At 47.7% G+C, this 16863-nt stretch carries 19 protein-coding genes, 1 tRNA gene and 3 pseudogenes; 11 read left to right on the top strand and 12 right to left on the bottom strand.

The window, feature by feature from the left end; all coding sequences use genetic code 11:
- Window positions 1-89: 89 nt before the first annotated feature.
- The 4 genes and pseudogenes from M495_RS05120 to M495_RS25980 form a co-directional block, all read left to right on the top strand.
- On the top strand, window positions 90-1079 hold the full coding sequence (locus tag M495_RS05120; RefSeq protein ID WP_020825579.1) for a zinc-dependent alcohol dehydrogenase family protein: 990 nt from the start codon (window positions 90-92) through the stop codon (window positions 1077-1079).
- Between the two features lie 41 nt (window positions 1080-1120).
- Complete coding sequence (locus tag M495_RS05115) at window positions 1121-1984, top strand: SDR family NAD(P)-dependent oxidoreductase (protein WP_020825578.1); 864 nt, start codon at window positions 1121-1123, stop codon at window positions 1982-1984.
- Between the two features lie 201 nt (window positions 1985-2185).
- Window positions 2186-2605 carry a DoxX family protein gene (locus M495_RS05110; protein ID WP_020825577.1) on the top strand — a complete coding sequence of 140 codons (420 nt, stop codon included), beginning with the start codon at window positions 2186-2188 and terminating at the stop codon, window positions 2603-2605.
- 174 nt (window positions 2606-2779) lie between these two features.
- Window positions 2780-2887, top strand: a pseudogene (locus tag M495_RS25980) (hypothetical protein); the annotation flags it as partial.
- Between the two features lie 338 nt (window positions 2888-3225).
- Here M495_RS25980 and M495_RS24850 read toward each other — a convergent pair.
- Window positions 3226-3372, bottom strand: coding sequence for a DNA polymerase III subunit theta (locus tag M495_RS24850; protein WP_169534190.1), 147 nt, complete (start codon window positions 3370-3372; stop codon window positions 3226-3228).
- A gap of 1109 nt (window positions 3373-4481) precedes the next feature.
- Entirely contained in the window at window positions 4482-4640 is a 159-nt protein-coding gene (locus M495_RS25750; RefSeq protein ID WP_020825576.1) for a hypothetical protein, read from the bottom strand.
- 160 nt (window positions 4641-4800) lie between these two features.
- Between M495_RS25750 and M495_RS05105 the strand changes: the two are divergent.
- Window positions 4801-5234, top strand: a pseudogene (locus tag M495_RS05105) (tyrosine-type recombinase/integrase); the annotation flags it as partial.
- A 175-nt stretch (window positions 5235-5409) separates the two neighbouring features.
- Here the strand turns inward: M495_RS05105 and M495_RS24845 are convergent.
- The 6 genes and pseudogenes from M495_RS24845 to M495_RS26195 form a co-directional block, all read right to left on the bottom strand.
- Window positions 5410-5526, bottom strand: a pseudogene (locus M495_RS24845) (DUF4942 domain-containing protein); the annotation flags it as partial.
- 424 nt (window positions 5527-5950) lie between these two features.
- Window positions 5951-7090 (bottom strand): hypothetical protein, encoded by a 1140-nt coding sequence (locus M495_RS05100; protein ID WP_020825575.1) that lies wholly within the window; start codon window positions 7088-7090, stop codon window positions 5951-5953.
- Window positions 7091-7104: 14 nt separating this feature from the next.
- A complete protein-coding gene (locus tag M495_RS05095) occupies window positions 7105-8295 on the bottom strand; it encodes a nucleoid-associated protein (RefSeq protein WP_020825574.1) in 1191 nt (396 codons plus the stop codon).
- Between the two features lie 292 nt (window positions 8296-8587).
- Window positions 8588-8995, bottom strand: coding sequence for a type II toxin-antitoxin system death-on-curing family toxin (locus M495_RS05090; protein WP_020825573.1), 408 nt, complete (start codon window positions 8993-8995; stop codon window positions 8588-8590).
- The gene (locus tag M495_RS05085) at window positions 8995-9267 is read right to left on the bottom strand and encodes a type II toxin-antitoxin system Phd/YefM family antitoxin (RefSeq protein ID WP_020825572.1); all 273 of its coding nucleotides are present in this window, start codon (window positions 9265-9267) and stop codon (window positions 8995-8997) included. Before M495_RS05085 ends, M495_RS05090 begins: the two co-directional genes overlap by 1 nt.
- Before the next feature lie 191 nt (window positions 9268-9458).
- Entirely contained in the window at window positions 9459-9977 is a 519-nt protein-coding gene (locus M495_RS26195; RefSeq protein WP_020825571.1) for an antitermination protein Q, read from the bottom strand.
- Here M495_RS26195 and M495_RS25745 point away from each other — a divergent pair.
- Window positions 9885-10169 carry a hypothetical protein gene (locus M495_RS25745; protein ID WP_169534185.1) on the top strand — a complete coding sequence of 95 codons (285 nt, stop codon included), beginning with the start codon at window positions 9885-9887 and terminating at the stop codon, window positions 10167-10169. The genes M495_RS26195 and M495_RS25745 overlap by 93 nt on opposite strands.
- A 432-nt stretch (window positions 10170-10601) precedes the next feature.
- A complete protein-coding gene (locus M495_RS05070) occupies window positions 10602-11762 on the top strand; it encodes a tyrosine-type recombinase/integrase (RefSeq protein WP_020825568.1) in 1161 nt (386 codons plus the stop codon).
- Window positions 11763-11783: 21 nt separating this feature from the next.
- Here M495_RS05070 and M495_RS05065 read toward each other — a convergent pair.
- The 3 genes from M495_RS05065 to M495_RS24835 all read right to left on the bottom strand — a co-directional run bounded on the left by M495_RS05065 (window position 11784) and on the right by M495_RS24835 (window position 12508).
- Window positions 11784-11860 (bottom strand) — tRNA-Arg (locus tag M495_RS05065).
- Between the two features lie 145 nt (window positions 11861-12005).
- Window positions 12006-12302, bottom strand: a complete 297-nt coding sequence (locus M495_RS05060) for a hypothetical protein (RefSeq protein ID WP_020825567.1) — start codon at window positions 12300-12302, stop codon at window positions 12006-12008.
- Window positions 12299-12508, bottom strand: a complete 210-nt coding sequence (locus tag M495_RS24835; RefSeq protein WP_071844575.1) for a hypothetical protein — start codon at window positions 12506-12508, stop codon at window positions 12299-12301. The genes M495_RS05060 and M495_RS24835 overlap by 4 nt, the downstream gene beginning before the upstream one ends.
- A 208-nt stretch (window positions 12509-12716) precedes the next feature.
- Between M495_RS24835 and folD the strand changes: the two genes are divergently transcribed.
- Both folD and ybcJ read left to right on the top strand, forming a co-directional pair.
- Window positions 12717-13583, top strand: a complete 867-nt coding sequence (gene folD / locus M495_RS05055) for a bifunctional methylenetetrahydrofolate dehydrogenase/methenyltetrahydrofolate cyclohydrolase FolD (protein ID WP_020825565.1) — start codon at window positions 12717-12719, stop codon at window positions 13581-13583.
- A gap of 10 nt (window positions 13584-13593) precedes the next feature.
- Window positions 13594-13806 (top strand): ribosome-associated protein YbcJ, encoded by a 213-nt coding sequence (ybcJ, locus tag M495_RS05050; RefSeq protein ID WP_012005606.1) that lies wholly within the window; start codon window positions 13594-13596, stop codon window positions 13804-13806.
- A 67-nt stretch (window positions 13807-13873) separates the two neighbouring features.
- Here the strand turns inward: ybcJ and cysS are convergent, their stop codons facing one another.
- Window positions 13874-15259 carry a cysteine--tRNA ligase gene (cysS, locus tag M495_RS05045; RefSeq protein ID WP_020825564.1) on the bottom strand — a complete coding sequence of 462 codons (1386 nt, stop codon included), beginning with the start codon at window positions 15257-15259 and terminating at the stop codon, window positions 13874-13876.
- 309 nt (window positions 15260-15568) lie between these two features.
- Between cysS and ppiB the strand changes: the two genes are divergently transcribed.
- Window positions 15569-16063, top strand: a complete 495-nt coding sequence (gene ppiB, locus M495_RS05040) for a peptidylprolyl isomerase B (protein ID WP_020825563.1) — start codon at window positions 15569-15571, stop codon at window positions 16061-16063.
- Between the two features lie 10 nt (window positions 16064-16073).
- The gene (gene lpxH, locus M495_RS05035) at window positions 16074-16796 is read left to right on the top strand and encodes a UDP-2,3-diacylglucosamine diphosphatase (RefSeq protein ID WP_020825562.1); all 723 of its coding nucleotides are present in this window, start codon (window positions 16074-16076) and stop codon (window positions 16794-16796) included.
- Window positions 16797-16863 lie beyond the last annotated feature (67 nt).

Raw genomic sequence — 16863 nt, 5'->3', positions numbered from 1 at the left:
AACAGGCATAAAATTACACTTATTTTTGTGTCAAAAACTCCAGTCATAAATTCGTATTAGTTTACGTGTTTTATATAAAGGGGAACAAAATGGCGCGGGTTATCCAGTTTGATCGTGTCGGTGAACCAGATGTATTAAAAATTGTGGACGTGGATCTCCCTGCCTTAGCCGCCGATGAGGTCAGTATTAAGGTGAAAGCTATAGGTTTAAATCGGGCGGAGGCGCTACTGCGTCGCGGTAAGTATGCATTTCCTCCGGTATTTCCGCAGCGAATGGGGTATGAAGCGGCCGGGATTATCGACGCCGTTGGTGCACAAGTGCAAGGCCTTATCCCTGGCGACGCGGTGAGTGTTATCCCTTCACTGGCTATGGATCGGTGGCCTACCTATGGTGAAACTATTCACTACCCAGCCCGTTACGTGGTTAAGCATCCGGAAAATTTATCCTGGGAGCAAGCGGCCTCGGCGTGGATGCAGTACATCACGGCATATGGGGCACTGGTTGACGTTGCAGAAGTGACCTCTGACGACTATGTCATGGTCACTGCCGCTTCCAGTAGCGTTGGTATCGCCGCGATTCAAATTGCCAACATGCTTGGCGCTCGGGTGATAGCAACCTCAAGAACCGAATCCAAACGCCAGGCGTTACTCGATATCGGTGCATCATGGGTTGTCACTTCCCAGGGTGAGAAAAGCGTAGCTGAAGTTAAAGAAATCACCGGCGATAGGCCGCCGCGAGTTATCTTCGATTGTATTGGGGGGGAAGGTGTGCCCACGCTATGCGAGATCTTGGCGCCCGGAGGCACGCTGATAGAGTACGGCAATCTGAGCGGTGAAAACACCCCTTTCCCGGCAAGTTTGGCGATCCCGAAAGGCCTGACGATCAGGGGATTTGCTTACAGCGAAATTGTAGGAAATGCGGCGCGCCTCGCCAACGCTAAAACCTTTATTTTGGCGGCGCTTAGTCGTGGCGAATTAAAGCCGGTTATAGCGAAATCCTTTGTGTTTGATCAGATAGTTGCGGCACATCAATATCTAGAAGCGAACGCCCAGCTAGGCAAAATTGTTGTCACCGTTTAAGCGAAGATGAAGGCCCTGGCCCTTGTCATCAGGAGCAAATAATGCAAACAGAAAAAGATGTCATCGCCGTTATTACAGGATCAAGCAAGGGAATAGGTAAGGGAATAGCAAAGGAACTGGGACGGCAAGGTGCGATTGTCTATGTTACGGGTCGTGACCAGGAGTCAGTCGAAAAGGTGGTCAGTGAAATAACCCACGCGGGGGGGCAAGGAGTAGCGGTTGTTTGCGATATGTCTGACGATGCACAGATAGCACGCCTATTTAAACAGGTGGAGCAGAAGCACGGTTATCTCAATATCCTCGTCAATAATGCCACCACGCTTAACAGCCAAATGGGAGTGAAACCCTTTTGGGAAGCCACCATCCATCTTGCCGATATACTGGATGTTGGCTTACGTTCTCATCATGTTGCGACTTGGCATGCGGCGCGCTTGTTGCTTGCCGGTGGGCGCGGGTTAATCGTCAACGTATCTTTCTATGCCGATGCGAAGGTGCATGATCCAGCCTATTACGCTTCAAAGGCAGGCCTGGATAAATTGGCCGCTTCCTACGCCGAGTACTTCGCCCCCTTTAACGTTTCCGCCGTATCCCTATGGCCAGGTTTCGTAGCCACAGAGACGATGGTTGAGCTTGCCAACTCCGACCCGAAAACGCGCGCTCTCCGTGACACATTGGGATTTGAGAGCCCTGAATTCTGTGGACGCGTGGTTTGGGCGCTATTTAGCGACCCTAACTTAAAGGCCTTATCCGGCAGTACATTACTGACGGCTGAAGTGGGTGAGCATTATAATATAATCGATAACAATGGGCATATACCAAAATCCTTACGTCAATTATATGGCAACCCTCCCGCTGAGCACGATATCATGAATAAGCAGGCGGGCAATGAGAATAAGAAGATGTGAGCGTAATGCGGGGGGATAATAACGTCGTTAGTTTGCTGTTTAAGCACTCTTTACTTTTATTCAGGCCACAACCATTACTCCCCCAGCCCAGGGTTTAGCCACCACCATCAGCGAGCCATTGAATACGCGGCCCGGTGTGTAATTACAAACCGGTCGTTAATTTTCAACTTCTATATTATTTGATATTTTGAGGAAGCGTTAATGTCTATAAAAGGCAAAATTGACAATATCATCGACAACAAATTATTCTTCGGTTTGGTGTCAGTTTTAATGAGAGTACTTCTTTCATCTGTATTCATTATTGCTGGAATAGGCAAAATTTCGGCTTATAACGCGACAGCTGAGTATATGGCGTCGATGGGCGTACCAGCAATATTATTGCCTTTGGTGATATTAACCGAGCTAGGCGGCGGTGTGGCTCTTTTACTGGGCTTTCAGACGAGGATTGTCGCCATTCTGTTCTTCGGATTCTGTATCATCTCAGGACTGATTTTTCACAGTGGTCCCGACCTACAAAGTCAGTTGATGCTGATGAAAAACATCACGATGTCCGGTGGTTTTATCGCCCTGTTTCTCTTAGGGGCTGGCGGGTTTAGTCTGGATAATAGAAAAAACCCTTAGTCAGTATTCTCCGGCAAACCGCAGGCAAGCGTCTGAATGCACTAACACATCATGAGCCGCTCAGGGGGCCATTATAGATTCATTTTCTGTGGATCGTATTGGCTAGCGCTCGTGCGAGAAGTCTAGGGGACTGAACACTTGCAGCAAGGTTCATGCTGCCAAGGCTGGTGCTCAGAGGGTAGCAAATCTGGCCGCGCGATAGTTGTCGCTCTCAACGACACCTATCGCGCAATTCTGCGGCGACAGGTTGGCAATCATCATATATGGTTATTTGTACATAAAGCCCCGGTGAAAAATACAGCAACGTATTACGCAGTTCCGTTCGTAACCGACCACTAACCACGACTGAACAACGGCTCAACTATCGCTGAAGAATTATCGTTGCCCCCACTCACGCACCTTGTTCGTAGAAATCTGGCCGATATATGGAGTAAGCTGATGGCCTTAAATAAACTGCAGTGGCGGATATGGCCCTTTCATGGCTTTCATCCTTTTCTTTTTTTCCATGAATTGCTCCCATTTAAAAACCCGCCGTAGCGGGTTCTGTTATTTATTATGGTTGGCTTCTGCCATTTTCTGATAAATCGGCTCGGATCCTATTGATAGCCTTATACTCACCTCTAGGTAGTCCAATGTGCCACACGCTCAAGAAAGTATTCATGCAGATCTCTAGGCTGCTCTCTCCACCTAATAGCTATCACTGGCTGGTTAATACGCTCTTTGTTCGCTAAACCTGGCGCCGTAAGATCCAGGTTCACCTTGTCCATATTCTTCTTTTGGTTAATTTCCGAGATTGTATGACATAGGATCCTACTATTGAGGAGGATTATACGTCAGCATTGTCGATGACACGCACTGAATGCCCCTGCAATACCATCAGGCTAATCGCAGAACGTCGTCCAAATGCAAGTAATTGTTTATGCTAAATTTAAACGCTAAATCAAGTCTTTTCCCAAAATCATCTTTAACTTATAAGTCGCCGAACAAATATATACAGGGATGAGCTTATTTTTTATTTTTAAACACGAAGCCCCTTCCCCACCAAATGAAAGAGTGATCAACCCTGCCGATGCAAGAGATAGAGCTAACCTATAATCCTCTTCTGTTTTCACTTCATAGTTATTTGAGCTCTTTAGTTCACAAACAATGCATCCCACGACCCCCTCCTTACAGAAGCTAATTATTCATATTCGTATAATTCATATTGGCAAGTGCAGAGAAATCATATTGCAATTTAATAGAACGCTCTTTTCAATGTGTGCGATTCTCACACCATTGGATCAGACTGGATACTGGGTTGGTGAGATTTATAAAGCTGGTATCAATTCCAACGTATAACTGCCGATATTACCCTGATATCACCTTGCAACGCTGATTGTTCGTAAGGCTGAATAGTAATTCAGGGAGCAGAAAGACGATTGGCGCTGGCGACGTTTATATCCGTTCCACTCATTCATCAGGGATGCGCTCAGCAGCGCATTTATTGTTTTTGATCGCATCCTGATTTCCGCTGATAGATTTCACTCTCCTGATGTAATGGCTGCTCTCTCTGCTGATGTTTTGCCATGATTGCGCAATTTCGGGTGTCTTCCGTGTGCAAGATGGTGATCGGTCCTGACTGCTGCACAAGCATATTTCCCTGCTCGGCGTTTTGTTACCAAGCCAGTTCCCGCCGGTGAGAAAGCTGCGAGAATGTCACTGATGTCATCCCAGCTATGGTGACCATTTGGCATTTCCATAACTTCCCCTCCCGGGACTCTGCCCCGATGCAGGGTGATAGAAATGAAAAAGGCCGCTTATGCGGCCTTGAATTATGTTTTGGGAAATTTTATGCATTCTTCCTTCATTTGCACGCAGCCCCCTGACTCTTGGTTGCTTACAGCCCAATCGGATTCTGAAGAACCAACGCCTGCACAACTGTCAGCAAATTACCTTGCTTGGTGCTTTCCAGTTGGAGTTTCACTGCTGTTTCGCGGCTTACACCAAATGCCTCGGCCAAGATTTTAGCGTCAAAGCCAGAAAAGATATTATTCATGTTGAGCCTCACTAGGATTAGTTAATAAACTATGTTTGATAATTCATTGTTAACTTGCATTTTTAAGTTAAACAAACCCTAGTCTTCCTACCATTTAGTTGAGTTGTGCCCTCTCTGATACAAAAACAAGATCATAATGCCATGACAATAGGGTTCCGCCCCAGACGTAAACGAGTCGATGAAAACCATTGGTACAGCTCCTAATGATACTGCTTACAAACGTGCGGGATCAGATTGGTCGCTACTAGGGGTATGTTTTTGTACATATTACAGCACGCAAACGTCCTGACGGAGGTATGGCACCAGCAAATGCGCGTTGACGATAACTCAGCATGGAATACAGGTAAGCAGCGGACTGGAATAACTGATTTTCGATTTCATGACCTTCGCCATACATGGGCAAGCTGGTTAGTTCAGGCAGGGGTACCACTCTCAGCGCTACAAGAAATGGGGGGTTGGGAGAGCATAGAAATGGTTCAGCGTAACGCGCATTTGGCACTCAATCATTTAACTGAACATGTGAGGCAGATCGATGCGATTTTTGGAGGCTTAGTCCCAAAACTGTCCCATATTGAAATTGAGAAGCTTGGGTGATGGCTGTAAGTCATTGTTTCTTAATGGTCCCTACAGGATTCGAATACAGACCACACAACCCTTGTTATTACAGAACTTTTCTCTGTTCGAAAAACACCGGAGCCCCCAATTAGGCCCCCAATCGTACTTCGCTGAAAACATCAGCGATTTCGAGCCCGGTGATTGTAACGATGAACTACCGCGCTGCCAACATCCCCGGATAGTGCTTTGCGATGATGTCGTTCATCTTCTCCACCAGATCCAGACGTTTGAATATCAGATGCGCGGTTCCCTTCTGAAAGTAACGAATGCTGGCGGAGGTTTTGTTTCGTCGTAAAAGCTTCCCAGGATAAACCCTTGCTCAATGAAGCCGAAATAAGCGCCAGTCTCTTCCACGTATTTATCCAACCGGGCCGCGAATAGCTCAGCCTCATCCTCTGTGATCGGGATTTTGTGGCCGTCAAAGCCAACATACTGAAGCTTTACCCCAGAACGTGACTCATAGCAGCCCCGCCACAGTCACACTAGTTAATGTGGCTGTCGCTGCACCAGTCCCTACCGGCTCAGTCATTTTTTGCTCCTTTGCTCGCTTCGCTCAGCGAACGCCGGGCGTGAGACATAAAAAAAGCCGCGCATAAGCGCAGCTCTAAAATTTAAATTAAGATTATTCGATTAAAGTAATATTCAATGCAAAACATTAAACAAATAAGAAATAAAACACTTAAACATAAATAATGTTATTTTAAAACAAGATACAACAGACCTATAACTATCATTGCCCTGCCAAGGTTATCAATATTATTTAACCTGGTACCAGCCGTATCAATTTTTGAGTTTAAGGATTTAAGTGTTCTCTTTGCGGCTTTTCTAACCTCAGCCCCTTCATCAAACTGATTATATCTATCAAAGGCTTCACCAAGACCTAGCTTAAGATTTTCATATGATTCCCTATGAACATCATTTGAAGTTCTTGTTATGTAATGAATCATCCACAAACCAATCAGTACCAATGTTCCCTCCCAAAAGCCACTAGTTTTTGCCAGTGCTCCAACAGCAATTAGAGCACCAGGGATCGTGAACGCTTTACTTTGACTTGATGAAATAAAATCATTTATTTTTGTTGTATATTCAAGATTTTTCGATTCTATTTCAGAAAGAATTTTATTTACTGAAAACCGCTTAGTGTATAAGTCAAGCAGGTCATTATAACGATTGTATACTCTCTCTCCAGCAGAGATAACATCATCAATTGAACCATTGTCACCAACAAAATCACTAACAGCTTTTTTTAGAATTAACTTTCTTTCCCCCTCTTGAGCATCCTTCAACTCCATCACGCTTAATAGTTTATTGGCACTACTTAATGAACTTTGACTGAAGGCAATATCTTTAGCCCGAGCATAGTTTTCATGTACACCAACAACGATTTCTTTCCCACCATCATCACCTGGAAGATACCATATTATTTTATTGCTAAACTCATAGCTTTGAATTTCTTTTAAAACAGCCCGCCATGTAACAAACTGTCTGATGGAGCTAATTTCTTCACATTCAAACAGCGATGAAACCTGCTCCTTTAAGACAAGAAAGCTAGTTGGTACTTTTAATAATGCGCAAGACTCTCGCCACAAAGAATTCATTGATGGATATATGAAGGAATTATCACGAAAACTAGATACGCCAATAGAAAAAGCAAACTCTTTCTCATTCACATTTATATCTGTATCGGCACTTATACCAAATTTTCTCAACCAACTTAAAAAAATGTCTGGTGCAACGTCATCATTAATTTCAATACAAGCATAGCCATCCTTTATCACAACAGTTGAGGAGAGAAATGTTGCAACAAAACTGTCAAATTCATTGTTAGTATCCACTCTCCCTCCTCAAGTTATTTTTTCTCGTCTTGGAATATTTGATCCATTTTAACAATATCTGGTTCAGATAATCTAATGACTAATAACCCATCGCCTTTTTTATAAATAGCTTTAGCTTTAGTTGTATCATCAGTACTTATAGCATTTACAGAAATACTACAAGTATAGTCATTTTCTTCATCAGCAAGAGCAACCTTTCCGAATTTTTTTTCAGAGTTTATGCTTGGTTCAAAATACTCATTAATTTTATATTCACCAATAGCTGCAAATTTTGCGAACTTACCCTTGGCAGGAGACTGCTCATCTAAAACCTTATCAATAGTCGCTTCGATGTCTAATGTTGATATTTTATTATTTGTTTTACTTTTAAGCTTTTCATGCATTAATTGTTTGACTGCATCTAAGACCTTCATTTTCTCAACTGTTTTTAATTTCATATGCACAATGAAATCTTTAACAGCCCTATCAGCCTCTTCAACACTGCGGTTATTATCTAGGTCTTCCTCGCATCCTATAGCTTTCTTGAAAAAATTGCTACTTGACTTCCCAGCTATAAACTGCAGATATGGTTCCCCATTATTTTCTGAGTATATAGAATCAAAAAGGGTCAAATCAGTTAATACTGCTTGGCGTAGAGCATCCATATCTATAGAAGGTAATACTTCTGGTACCAACTGCTCATTAAATTTAAACACACTACTATTATCAACCATAATAATAAAAAGTCGACCTAAACTTTCAACTTCATTGTCTGTGTGATAATGTATGAAAATTATCGAGCCACCAGCAGGGCGTCGCTTATTAAGAGCCGCTTCAATTTTTATATTCTGCATAAATGCATTTACAAATGACTTAAAATCTATGGTTCCATTGATATATCTTCGTAACGCTGATGCAGTGCTGTTTGGCAGGTCATTTTTTGTAATAAATCCATGATTTTTCCGCTTTAATCTGAATTTTCTCTCAGCCTGCAGTATGAAAGATTTAACATCCTCCGCGTCCAATCCCCAGATTTCACCAGTCGTCGCCTTGAATTCTGTACCTGCAGCGCCAGGGACTAGGTCTAACCTCGCTGTTATAGCATTATGCGGTTTATAGACGATCTCCTCTTGCTCTAGGGACTCATCATACCCACATACGCATGCATCATCAGCTGAATCATTTTCTCGCCCGCATCCTACGCATTTTACAGTTTTGCTTTCCATATCAACCTTCATGATTTCTTATCAATGTCAGAGGATGATAATAAAAAAACACACACTCTGCGTACTGGATTTATATACAACTCAATATAGCTGTATAAACATACAGTACACCTGTGATATTCAGCTAGCAAGAAGGTTTTACCTATCAGTAAAAAACCCCGGCGATTAGGCCAGGGTTCGAATGGTTACAGGTCTTGCCCTATCGTCACTTCACATCGAGGGACGCTCTTAGCCCCCACCAAAGGGTTCGATAGTGCGTATCAAAACTAAATGCGCCCTTCTGCTGTTCGTACTAGATATATTCTTCCGGATAATCAGCCATCAGATGATCTTCATAGTCAGAAAGAAGCATTAAGGAAAACGCAACGTCACGCATGTTTGCATTATCCATTGCAGCCATAACTGTAAGCTTAACTAACCTAAACGATGTTCCTAGCTCAAAACCATTCATCATTAAAAAGATAGAAGCAGCCTGAAACGCTGTACGCTTGTTTGCATCGTTAAATGCGTGAGCCTTAGCGATAGCAACCAAGTACATAGCCGCCAACATAAAAACATCGTCGCACTCTTCATATTGATGCAATGTATGAATGCGATTCAACGCACCTTCCAGGAGGTCCATATTAGGTGGGCCACTGTTAGGTAAGGTAGACGACTGAATCTCAATAACCTGCTCCGTGGTAAGAAAGTCAATCGCCATCACTTATCCTCCAGCGCTTTGATGATGCCAGCGTGTTTCTTTTTAGTCTTTTCCTTGGCCTCATCAAAACTGACACGTTTACTGTTAGATTTGAACACCATGCTAATTAGGCTTTTACTTTCCTTGCCCATGTAGCGGCGCGGCTCTTGTGCGGCAGCTATTGTAATATCAGGACGTCCGCGCTGAGTAACAGTGATGCTCTCTCCGTTACGGAGCGCATCCAGAATATCGGCAAGTTCTTCTCTCATTTTTGTGTAGCTAATAGTTTTCATAATGACCTCTCACTTGTACATGTACAAGATAACTGAATCAGCTCATAACGCAACCATTAGATGTGAAAAAGCCCGCACATCGGCGGGCTAATCAACGTCAGGCACACAACACCCATCGTTAGAAGAAAACTACCACAGTTTCGGGAAAAGTAAATAGCTTGCGATAAAATTGCTCACTATTTTTTAGCGCACTATTCAGTTGTCATCCTTAGCGCTGCATCAGCTATCGACTCTTCCACTTCCAAATGGATTATCAATTCGTCATAGAACGGCTTCACAGATTTCTTCCAAGTATCCAACGATATGCTTTCGGTAATGCCGCCTATCGCTCTGAAAGCATCAGTTGATGGGATACGCTCATAACCCCGACCAGAGCAACGCTTGCACGGCCTCTTCACAGGCACGCCCTGCCGCTCTGACTCTTCTCTATCAATTACCTCGCACCGGCCACGACAGTCATTGCACGACGTCTTGATTACTCGCTTGCCGTTGCATTTCGGGCAAAGCACCCTCACCCGCTCTCTCAATTCACGATGAACTTCATACTCAGACGGTCTAAATCCTTCTACGCCCCACTGCCGCGAAGCTTTAACAATTTCTTTGGCTGGGAATGGCGTGTGAACTTTGTTCGTGAATACCTCGGCATCAATGAAGCCATCGTTACACGCGTCGCAGGACACCTCACTGGCTGCGCTACGGCAGTAATCCATATGGGGATCAAGGTCGTATCCGTCTCACCAAAATTCGCCAATTACTCTAAATCTGCGGCAGGTTTTGGAAAAGAGACAACCAAACCAAGATGGACTTACCTCAATGGGGAGCATCAGGAAACCATAAACGCCATCCTACGGCGTCAATTGTTTGACCGCTTGCTGGGTGAGTACCGTGGCGCTCAGAGATGACCTACTACGCAGCACCGCCGTAGAAGCCCTGACCGAATACCGCTCCCCCACCAATAAATTTTCCTACCGTGAGATCCTCGACAAACACGCAGCAAAGATCGCGCCGTATTGGCCGGCCAAACCGCCAGCCTGGATGCGTCTAAGTTGCGCCTGTATGCGGATTGATACGAATAAAAAGTAGAGACCCACCATGGCAGAGATAAACATTGATGATGTGCCATTCACCTTACCGGAGGCATCTGCCTTCCTGAAAAAGTCACCGCGAACTGTAAGAACCCTAATCAAGTCTGGACTGCTAACCGCAAACAAAAGTGGCCCACATGGAAAGGGACGTTATGAAATTCTCAAATCAGAATGCCTTGCCTATTACGGCAGGGAGACACAGAATCAGGCCGTGAATGCAGACGGCCATCAACAAAAAGGTAACAACGGATGGCCCTTAAACAACGTTACGGCAATTGGTACTGCGACTATGTCGAACCGGGCAGTTGCAAAAGAATTAGACGCTGCCTTAATACGGCAGACAGGAAACAAGCGCAAGAACTCTACGATCAGTTAAGAGCCGAAGCCTGGCGGGTTAACAAGTTAGGGGAAATTGCGGAGCATACTTTTGATGAAGCCTGCCTACGCTGGCTTACAGAGAAAGAAGAAAAACGCTCTTTGGACGATGACCGCACGAAAATAGAGTTTTTCCTTCAGTATTTCGCTGGGAAAAATCTCTCATGGATCACGGAAGATAGGATTATGGCAGCGGTCGCCAAAATGCCGAACAGGAAGCACCAGCAGCGTTGGGAGTTAAGGAAAGCCGCAGCGGAACTTCGAGGGAAACCTGTACCGGCCTATGAGCCCAAACCAGTATCAGCAGCAACTCGTAGCCAGCACCTATCATTTATGCGCGGTCTGATGAAGATTGCCGCGGATGAATGGAAGTGGTTACGCCAGGCCCCGGTCATCAAAGTCAGAAAGCCAACAAGTAAACGTGTGAGGTGGCTCACCAAGGATGAAGCGGCCACCCTGCTCAAATGCATGCCTGAGCAATTCCGTCCTGTTGTCGTGTTCGCACTGGCAACAGGGCTTCGTCGCTCTAACATCATTGATCTGGAGTGGTCGCAAGTTGATATGCAAAGAAAGGTTGCCTGGATACACCCAGAGAACGCCAAAGCCGGTAAAGCCATAGGTGTTGCTCTAAATGATACCGCATGCAAAACGCTAAGGGATCAGATCGGTCGTCACCCCCGATATGTGTTTGTGCATACGACGGCACGCAAACGTCCTGACGGAGGTATGACACCAGCTGTCAGAAAAATGCGCGTTGACGATAACTCAGCGTGGAACACAGGAAAAAGACGTGCAGGCATTACTGATTTCCGTTTCCATGACTTGAGGCATACCTGGGCAAGCTGGTTAGTTCAGGCAGGGGTACCACTTTCAGCACTACAAGAAATGGGGGGTTGGGAGAGCATAGAGATGGTACAGCGTTACGCTCACCTTTCCCCTTCCCATTTAACCGAACATGCGAGAAAAATTGACGAAGTCTTGGCGGGCAATGTCACTAATCTGGCACTTTGGGAAAATGTAGCTATTGGAGAATAAGCGTAAGTGATTGATTTTAAATGGTACGCCCTACAGGGCTCGAACCTGTGACCTACGGCTTAGAAGGCCGTTGCTCTATCCAACTGAGCTAAGGGCGCATTGGGATGCGGCAACCGGGAGTTGCGGGTTGGATTATACGGTCAGAGATCATTGAGTCAATGCCTTTTCATGACGTTACGTCAGCAGCCGTGCTTTATGATGAATTTTCAGTCATTACCGCCGCCCCGCATTGAGTTAACCGCGTCATTTCCCTTGGGTTAAGTCCGGTAACAGGCTGCTGTTACGCTGTACCAGGCCGGCATCAGCCTGTTCTGGCATACGATCCGACTGTTGCTGTTCTGCCGGACGCTGCAGGCAAACTCGAGCCGAGCGCACCATCGCGTTGATGTTTCCCCAATCGGCATGCTGAGCCGCCAACAGGTTGCAAGCCGCCGATAACGGCTGCAGTAAGGCTGCGCTAACCGGTGCGGCATTTAACGAAGCCTGCGCCATTGGCCCCCATACCAGCAGCATAAAACCCATCCCTTTGATGTTTCTCATGCACGCAACCTCCGGCACAATGCGCCCAGGCGCGTTCTCCATGAAGGCGGCGTTTTGTGTGCGGCAAGCTGATGCAGGGCAATCAGCTGCGCAACGTCAGCCGGATGCAAGGACGAATCGAATACCGTTTCCCCCACGTGTCTTGGTTGGCATGCCTGGCTATCAACAGGCAGGTGTAAAAAGTGCAACCGGGTAATGAGCATCATGATTTTGACTCCCGTCCTCAGTGTGAATAGCCACAGCTTACGCAGCGAGCGGTAAAAAAGGCGTAGAGGATCCTGTCGTTGGCATAAAAAAAGCGTAAATCACACCTGGCAAACACCGCCGATCGCGATTCAGCGCCTGACAGCGCGCTCCGCTTCTGACAAAATAGCGTCATCCCCCGCTTTTCTTAATTGATGGATTTCCTCACTGATGTCAGCAAAGATTATTGATGGTAAAACGATTGCGCAGCAGGTTAGAAACGAAGTGGCTGAGCAAGTTAAACAACGTCTGGCCGCCGGAAAACGCGCTCCGGGCCTGGCTGTCGTATTGGTTGGCGAGAACCCCGCCTCACAGATTTACGTCGCCAGCAAGCGCCGCGCCTGTGATGAAGTGGGCTTCCTCTCCCGCTCTTACGATCTGCCTGCCACCACCAGTGAGGCTGAACTGCTGGCGCTGATCGATCGGCTGAACGCCGACGGTGAGATCGACGGCATTTTAGTGCAGCTACCGCTGCCGGCCGGTATCGACAACGTCAAAGTGCTGGAGCGTATTCATCCGGATAAAGACGTCGACGGTTTCCATCCGTACAACGTTGGTCGCCTGTGCCAACGTGCGCCAAAACTGCGGCCTTGCACCCCACGCGGTATCGTCACCCTGCTTGAGCGTTACAACATCGATACCTATGGCCTGAATGCCGTAGTGGTTGGCGCGTCCAACATCGTCGGCCGCCCAATGAGCATGGAGCTGCTGCTGGCCGGGTGCACCACCACCGTAACCCACCGTTTCACCAAGAACCTGCGCCACCACGTTGAAAACGCCGATCTGCTGGTCGTCGCGGTCGGCAAACCAGGCTTTATTCCGGGCGACTGGATAAAACCTGGCGCTATCGTGGTGGACGTCGGCATTAACCGTCTGGAAAGTGGTAAAGTGGTCGGCGACGTGGATTTTGACGCCGCAAGCGAACGCGCCGCCTACATAACTCCGGTTCCGGGTGGCGTGGGTCCAATGACCGTTGCTACACTGATCCAAAATACCTTGCAGGCCTGCGAGGAATATCACGACGTTCAACCTAAATAAGTAAGGCAGTATGGAAACTTTTAATCTGGATAATCACCCGCACGTCGAACTGTGCGACCTGCTCAAATTCCAGGGCTGGTGTGAAAGCGGCGGTGCCGCCAAAGAAGTCATCGCCGATGGGCAGGTGAAAGTGAACGGCAAAGTCGAAACGCGCAAACGCTGCAAAATCGTTGCCGATCAGGTCGTGGAGTTTAACGGCGGTAAGGTTGTAGTTAAGCCGTAAACCCCGCTCCATAGAAAAGGCGCTGAAGATTAACTCAGCGCCTTTTTTGTTTGTAGCCTAAAGCGGATTACTTACGGCGCCAGGTGGTTCCCTGCGGGCCATCTTCCAGCACGATGTTCATCTCATTCAAGCGATCGCGCGCGGCATCCGCCAACGCCCAATCTTTGGCTTTACGCGCATCGTTACGCTGCTTGATCAAGGCTTCGATCTCCGCCACTTCACTATCATCGACCTGTGCGCCGCTCTGCAGGAACTGTTCAGGTTCCTGCTGCAGCAGACCGAGCACCTTCGCCAGCTTGCGCAGCTCTGCAGCCATGCCGTTCGCCGCCGTCATGTCTTCAGCTTTCAGACGGTTAACCTCACGCGCCAAATCAAACAGCGCCGAGTAAGCTTCCGGCGTGTTGAAGTCGTCGTCCATGGCTTCACGGAAACGGGCTTCAAACACGTCGCCGCCGGCCGGTTGGGCGTTGGCATCAGTGCCACGCAGCGCAGTGTACAGGCGTTCCAGAGCGGTACGGGCCTGCTTCAGATTCTCTTCGCTGTAGTTCAACTGGCTGCGATAGTGGCCGGACATCAGGAAGTAACGCACGGTTTCAGCGTCGTAGTAACCCAGCACGTCGCGAATAGTGAAGAAGTTATCCAGGGATTTCGACATTTTTTCTTTGTCGATCATTACCATGCCGGAGTGCATCCAGTAATTGACGTACGGGCCGTCGTGGGCGCAGCTCGACTGGGCAATTTCGTTCTCGTGGTGCGGGAACATCAGATCGGAACCGCCACCGTGGATATCAAAATGGGTGCCAAGCTGCTTGCAGTTCATGGCAGAACATTCAATGTGCCAACCCGGACGCCCTGCGCCCCAAGGCGACGCCCAGCTCGGTTCGCCCGGCTTGGACATCTTCCACAGCACGAAGTCCATCGGGTTGCGTTTCACGTCGTCGATTTCTACGCGCGCACCGGCCTGCAGCTGATCCAGATCCTGGCGTGACAGCAAACCGTATTGCGGATCGCTGTCGATGGAGAACATCACGTCGCCGTTGCTGGCCACATACGCGTGATCGCGATCGATCAGGCGCTGGGTGATCTCAATAATCTCGGCGATATGCTGGGTCGCACGCGGTTCAATGTCCGGTCGTTCGATCAGCAGAGAATCGAAGTCGGCGTGCATCTCCGCCAGCATGCGTGCGGTCAGTTGATCGCAGCTTTCGCCATTTTCAGTCGCGCGGCGGATAATTTTGTCGTCAACGTCGGTGACGTTACGCACATAGTTCAGCGAGTAGCCGAGATAGCGCAGATAACGTGCCACCACATCGAAAGCAACGAAGGTACGCCCATGTCCGATATGACACAGGTCATAGATGGTTACCCCGCACACGTACATGCCCACTTTACCGGCATGAATGGGTTTAAATTCCTCTTTTTGACGACTCAGGGTATTAAAAATCTTTAGCATCGGGACATTCCGTGGTGTGCGTGATAACAAAAATGATAACCAGGGTTAAGGTTGTTCACCCAGCAGCGTATTGAAACCCGAAGCCTGATCTAATGCAAGGTTAAGGCCGCGCTTTGCTGAGCTCAGAGGTGGAAAACGGTGATAAATCAGCGATTGCCACAGATGTTATAATATAACAAATTGCCATTTACCACAGCCTGAGCGCGGTTTAGCCGCTGCTGACTCATTACAGGAGATATGTTATAACGGCGGTCTGATAGTTCACTCGCTCCATGTGACATCTCACTTCATCTTGTTAGGACTAAAACTATGGTTACTTTCCACACTAATCACGGCGACATCGTTATCAACACCTTCGCGGACAAAGCACCGGTTACCGTTGAAAACTTCCTGAACTACTGCCGTGACGGTTTCTACAACAACACCATTTTCCACCGTGTTATCAATGGCTTCATGATTCAGGGCGGCGGTTTTGAGCCAGGTATGAGCCAGAAAGACACCAAAGCCACCATCAAGAACGAAGCCAACAACGGTCTGAAAAACACCATCGGTACCCTGGCAATGGCGCGTACCAACGATCCACACTCCGCGACCGCACAGTTCTTCATCAACGTTGCAGACAACGACTTCCTGAACTTCCGCGGCGAAAACGCCCAGGGTTGGGGCTACTGCGTATTTGCTGAAGTGGTTGAAGGCATGGACGTGGTTAACAAGATCAAAGCCGTGAAAACTGGCCGCAGCGGCATGCACCAGGACGTACCGGTAGAAGACGTGATCGTCACCAGCGTTACCGTCAGCGAGTAATCGCAGCTGAATGAACACGCTGTTCATTGCAGATCTGCATTTAAGCGCACAGGAACCGGCAATTACTGCCGGTTTTCTGCGTTTTTTGCGGCAAGATGCCATACACGCCGAAGCCCTGTACATACTCGGCGATCTGTTCGAAGCCTGGATCGGCGATGACGATCCCGAACCGCTGCATGCTGAAATCGCTGCGGCGCTGAAAACGCTGCAACAGGCAGGCGTGCCCTGCTACTTTATCCACGGCAACCGTGATTTTCTGGTGGGCAAGCGCTTTGCCCGTGCCAGCGGCATGCAACTGCTGCCGGAAGAAAAGGTGCTGGACCTGTATGGCCGCAAAATCCTGATCCTGCACGGTGACACGCTGTGTACCGACGATCGGGCCTACCAACAGTTCCGCCGAAAAGTACACAACCCACTGATTCAAAAATTGTTCCTGGCAATGCCTTTACGCTGGCGCCTTAAGATCGCCGCTAAAATGCGTGCCCGCAGCCGGCAAAGCAACCAATACAAATCGGACGCCATCATGGACGTCAACCCGCAGGCGGTTGAGCAAACCATGCTGAACCACCAGGTTCACTGGATGATCCATGGCCACACGCATCGTCCGGCCGTGCATGAGCTGACGCTGAGCAACGGTAAAGCTCACCGTTTAGTGCTGGGTGCCTGGCATGAAGAAGGCTCGATGATCAAAGTCAGCGCCGACGCCGTCGAACTGATCCAATTCCCTTTCTAAGCTTCTGACTTAACGCGCGGGTATAAAAATTCGCGCTTTTGACGATCAAAACCGGCGACGCAACCGT

Origin of the sequence: Serratia liquefaciens ATCC 27592 (genome assembly GCF_000422085.1) — a bacterium.
In the GTDB taxonomy this organism is placed as follows: Bacteria; Pseudomonadota; Gammaproteobacteria; order Enterobacterales; family Enterobacteriaceae; genus Serratia; species Serratia liquefaciens.
Note: the sequence above shows the minus strand (reverse complement) of the source record. Positions and strands in the feature narration are given on the sequence as shown.

What these genes read in the sequence shown, in the direction of transcription:
- M495_RS05120 (WP_020825579.1), top strand. Translation starts at nt 90, where the DNA reads ATGGCGCGGGTTATCCAGTTTGATCGTGTCGGTGAACCAGATGTATTA.
- M495_RS05115 (WP_020825578.1), top strand. Translation starts at nt 1,121, where the DNA reads ATGCAAACAGAAAAAGATGTCATCGCCGTTATTACAGGATCAAGCAAG.
- M495_RS05110 (WP_020825577.1), top strand. Translation starts at nt 2,186, where the DNA reads ATGTCTATAAAAGGCAAAATTGACAATATCATCGACAACAAATTATTC.
- M495_RS24850 (WP_169534190.1), bottom strand. Translation starts at nt 3,372, where the DNA reads ATGGACAAGGTGAACCTGGATCTTACGGCGCCAGGTTTAGCGAACAAA.
- M495_RS25750 (WP_020825576.1), bottom strand. Translation starts at nt 4,640, where the DNA reads ATGAATAATATCTTTTCTGGCTTTGACGCTAAAATCTTGGCCGAGGCA.
- M495_RS05095 (WP_020825574.1), bottom strand. Translation starts at nt 8,295, where the DNA reads ATGGAAAGCAAAACTGTAAAATGCGTAGGATGCGGGCGAGAAAATGAT.
- M495_RS05090 (WP_020825573.1), bottom strand. Translation starts at nt 8,995, where the DNA reads ATGGCGATTGACTTTCTTACCACGGAGCAGGTTATTGAGATTCAGTCG.
- M495_RS05085 (WP_020825572.1), bottom strand. Translation starts at nt 9,267, where the DNA reads ATGAAAACTATTAGCTACACAAAAATGAGAGAAGAACTTGCCGATATT.
- M495_RS26195 (WP_020825571.1), bottom strand. Translation starts at nt 9,977, where the DNA reads ATGGATTACTGCCGTAGCGCAGCCAGTGAGGTGTCCTGCGACGCGTGT.
- M495_RS05070 (WP_020825568.1), top strand. Translation starts at nt 10,602, where the DNA reads ATGGCCCTTAAACAACGTTACGGCAATTGGTACTGCGACTATGTCGAA.
- M495_RS05060 (WP_020825567.1), bottom strand. Translation starts at nt 12,302, where the DNA reads ATGAGAAACATCAAAGGGATGGGTTTTATGCTGCTGGTATGGGGGCCA.
- M495_RS24835 (WP_071844575.1), bottom strand. Translation starts at nt 12,508, where the DNA reads ATGATGCTCATTACCCGGTTGCACTTTTTACACCTGCCTGTTGATAGC.
- folD (WP_020825565.1), top strand. Translation starts at nt 12,717, where the DNA reads ATGTCAGCAAAGATTATTGATGGTAAAACGATTGCGCAGCAGGTTAGA.
- ybcJ (WP_012005606.1), top strand. Translation starts at nt 13,594, where the DNA reads ATGGAAACTTTTAATCTGGATAATCACCCGCACGTCGAACTGTGCGAC.
- cysS (WP_020825564.1), bottom strand. Translation starts at nt 15,259, where the DNA reads ATGCTAAAGATTTTTAATACCCTGAGTCGTCAAAAAGAGGAATTTAAA.
- ppiB (WP_020825563.1), top strand. Translation starts at nt 15,569, where the DNA reads ATGGTTACTTTCCACACTAATCACGGCGACATCGTTATCAACACCTTC.
- lpxH (WP_020825562.1), top strand. Translation starts at nt 16,074, where the DNA reads ATGAACACGCTGTTCATTGCAGATCTGCATTTAAGCGCACAGGAACCG.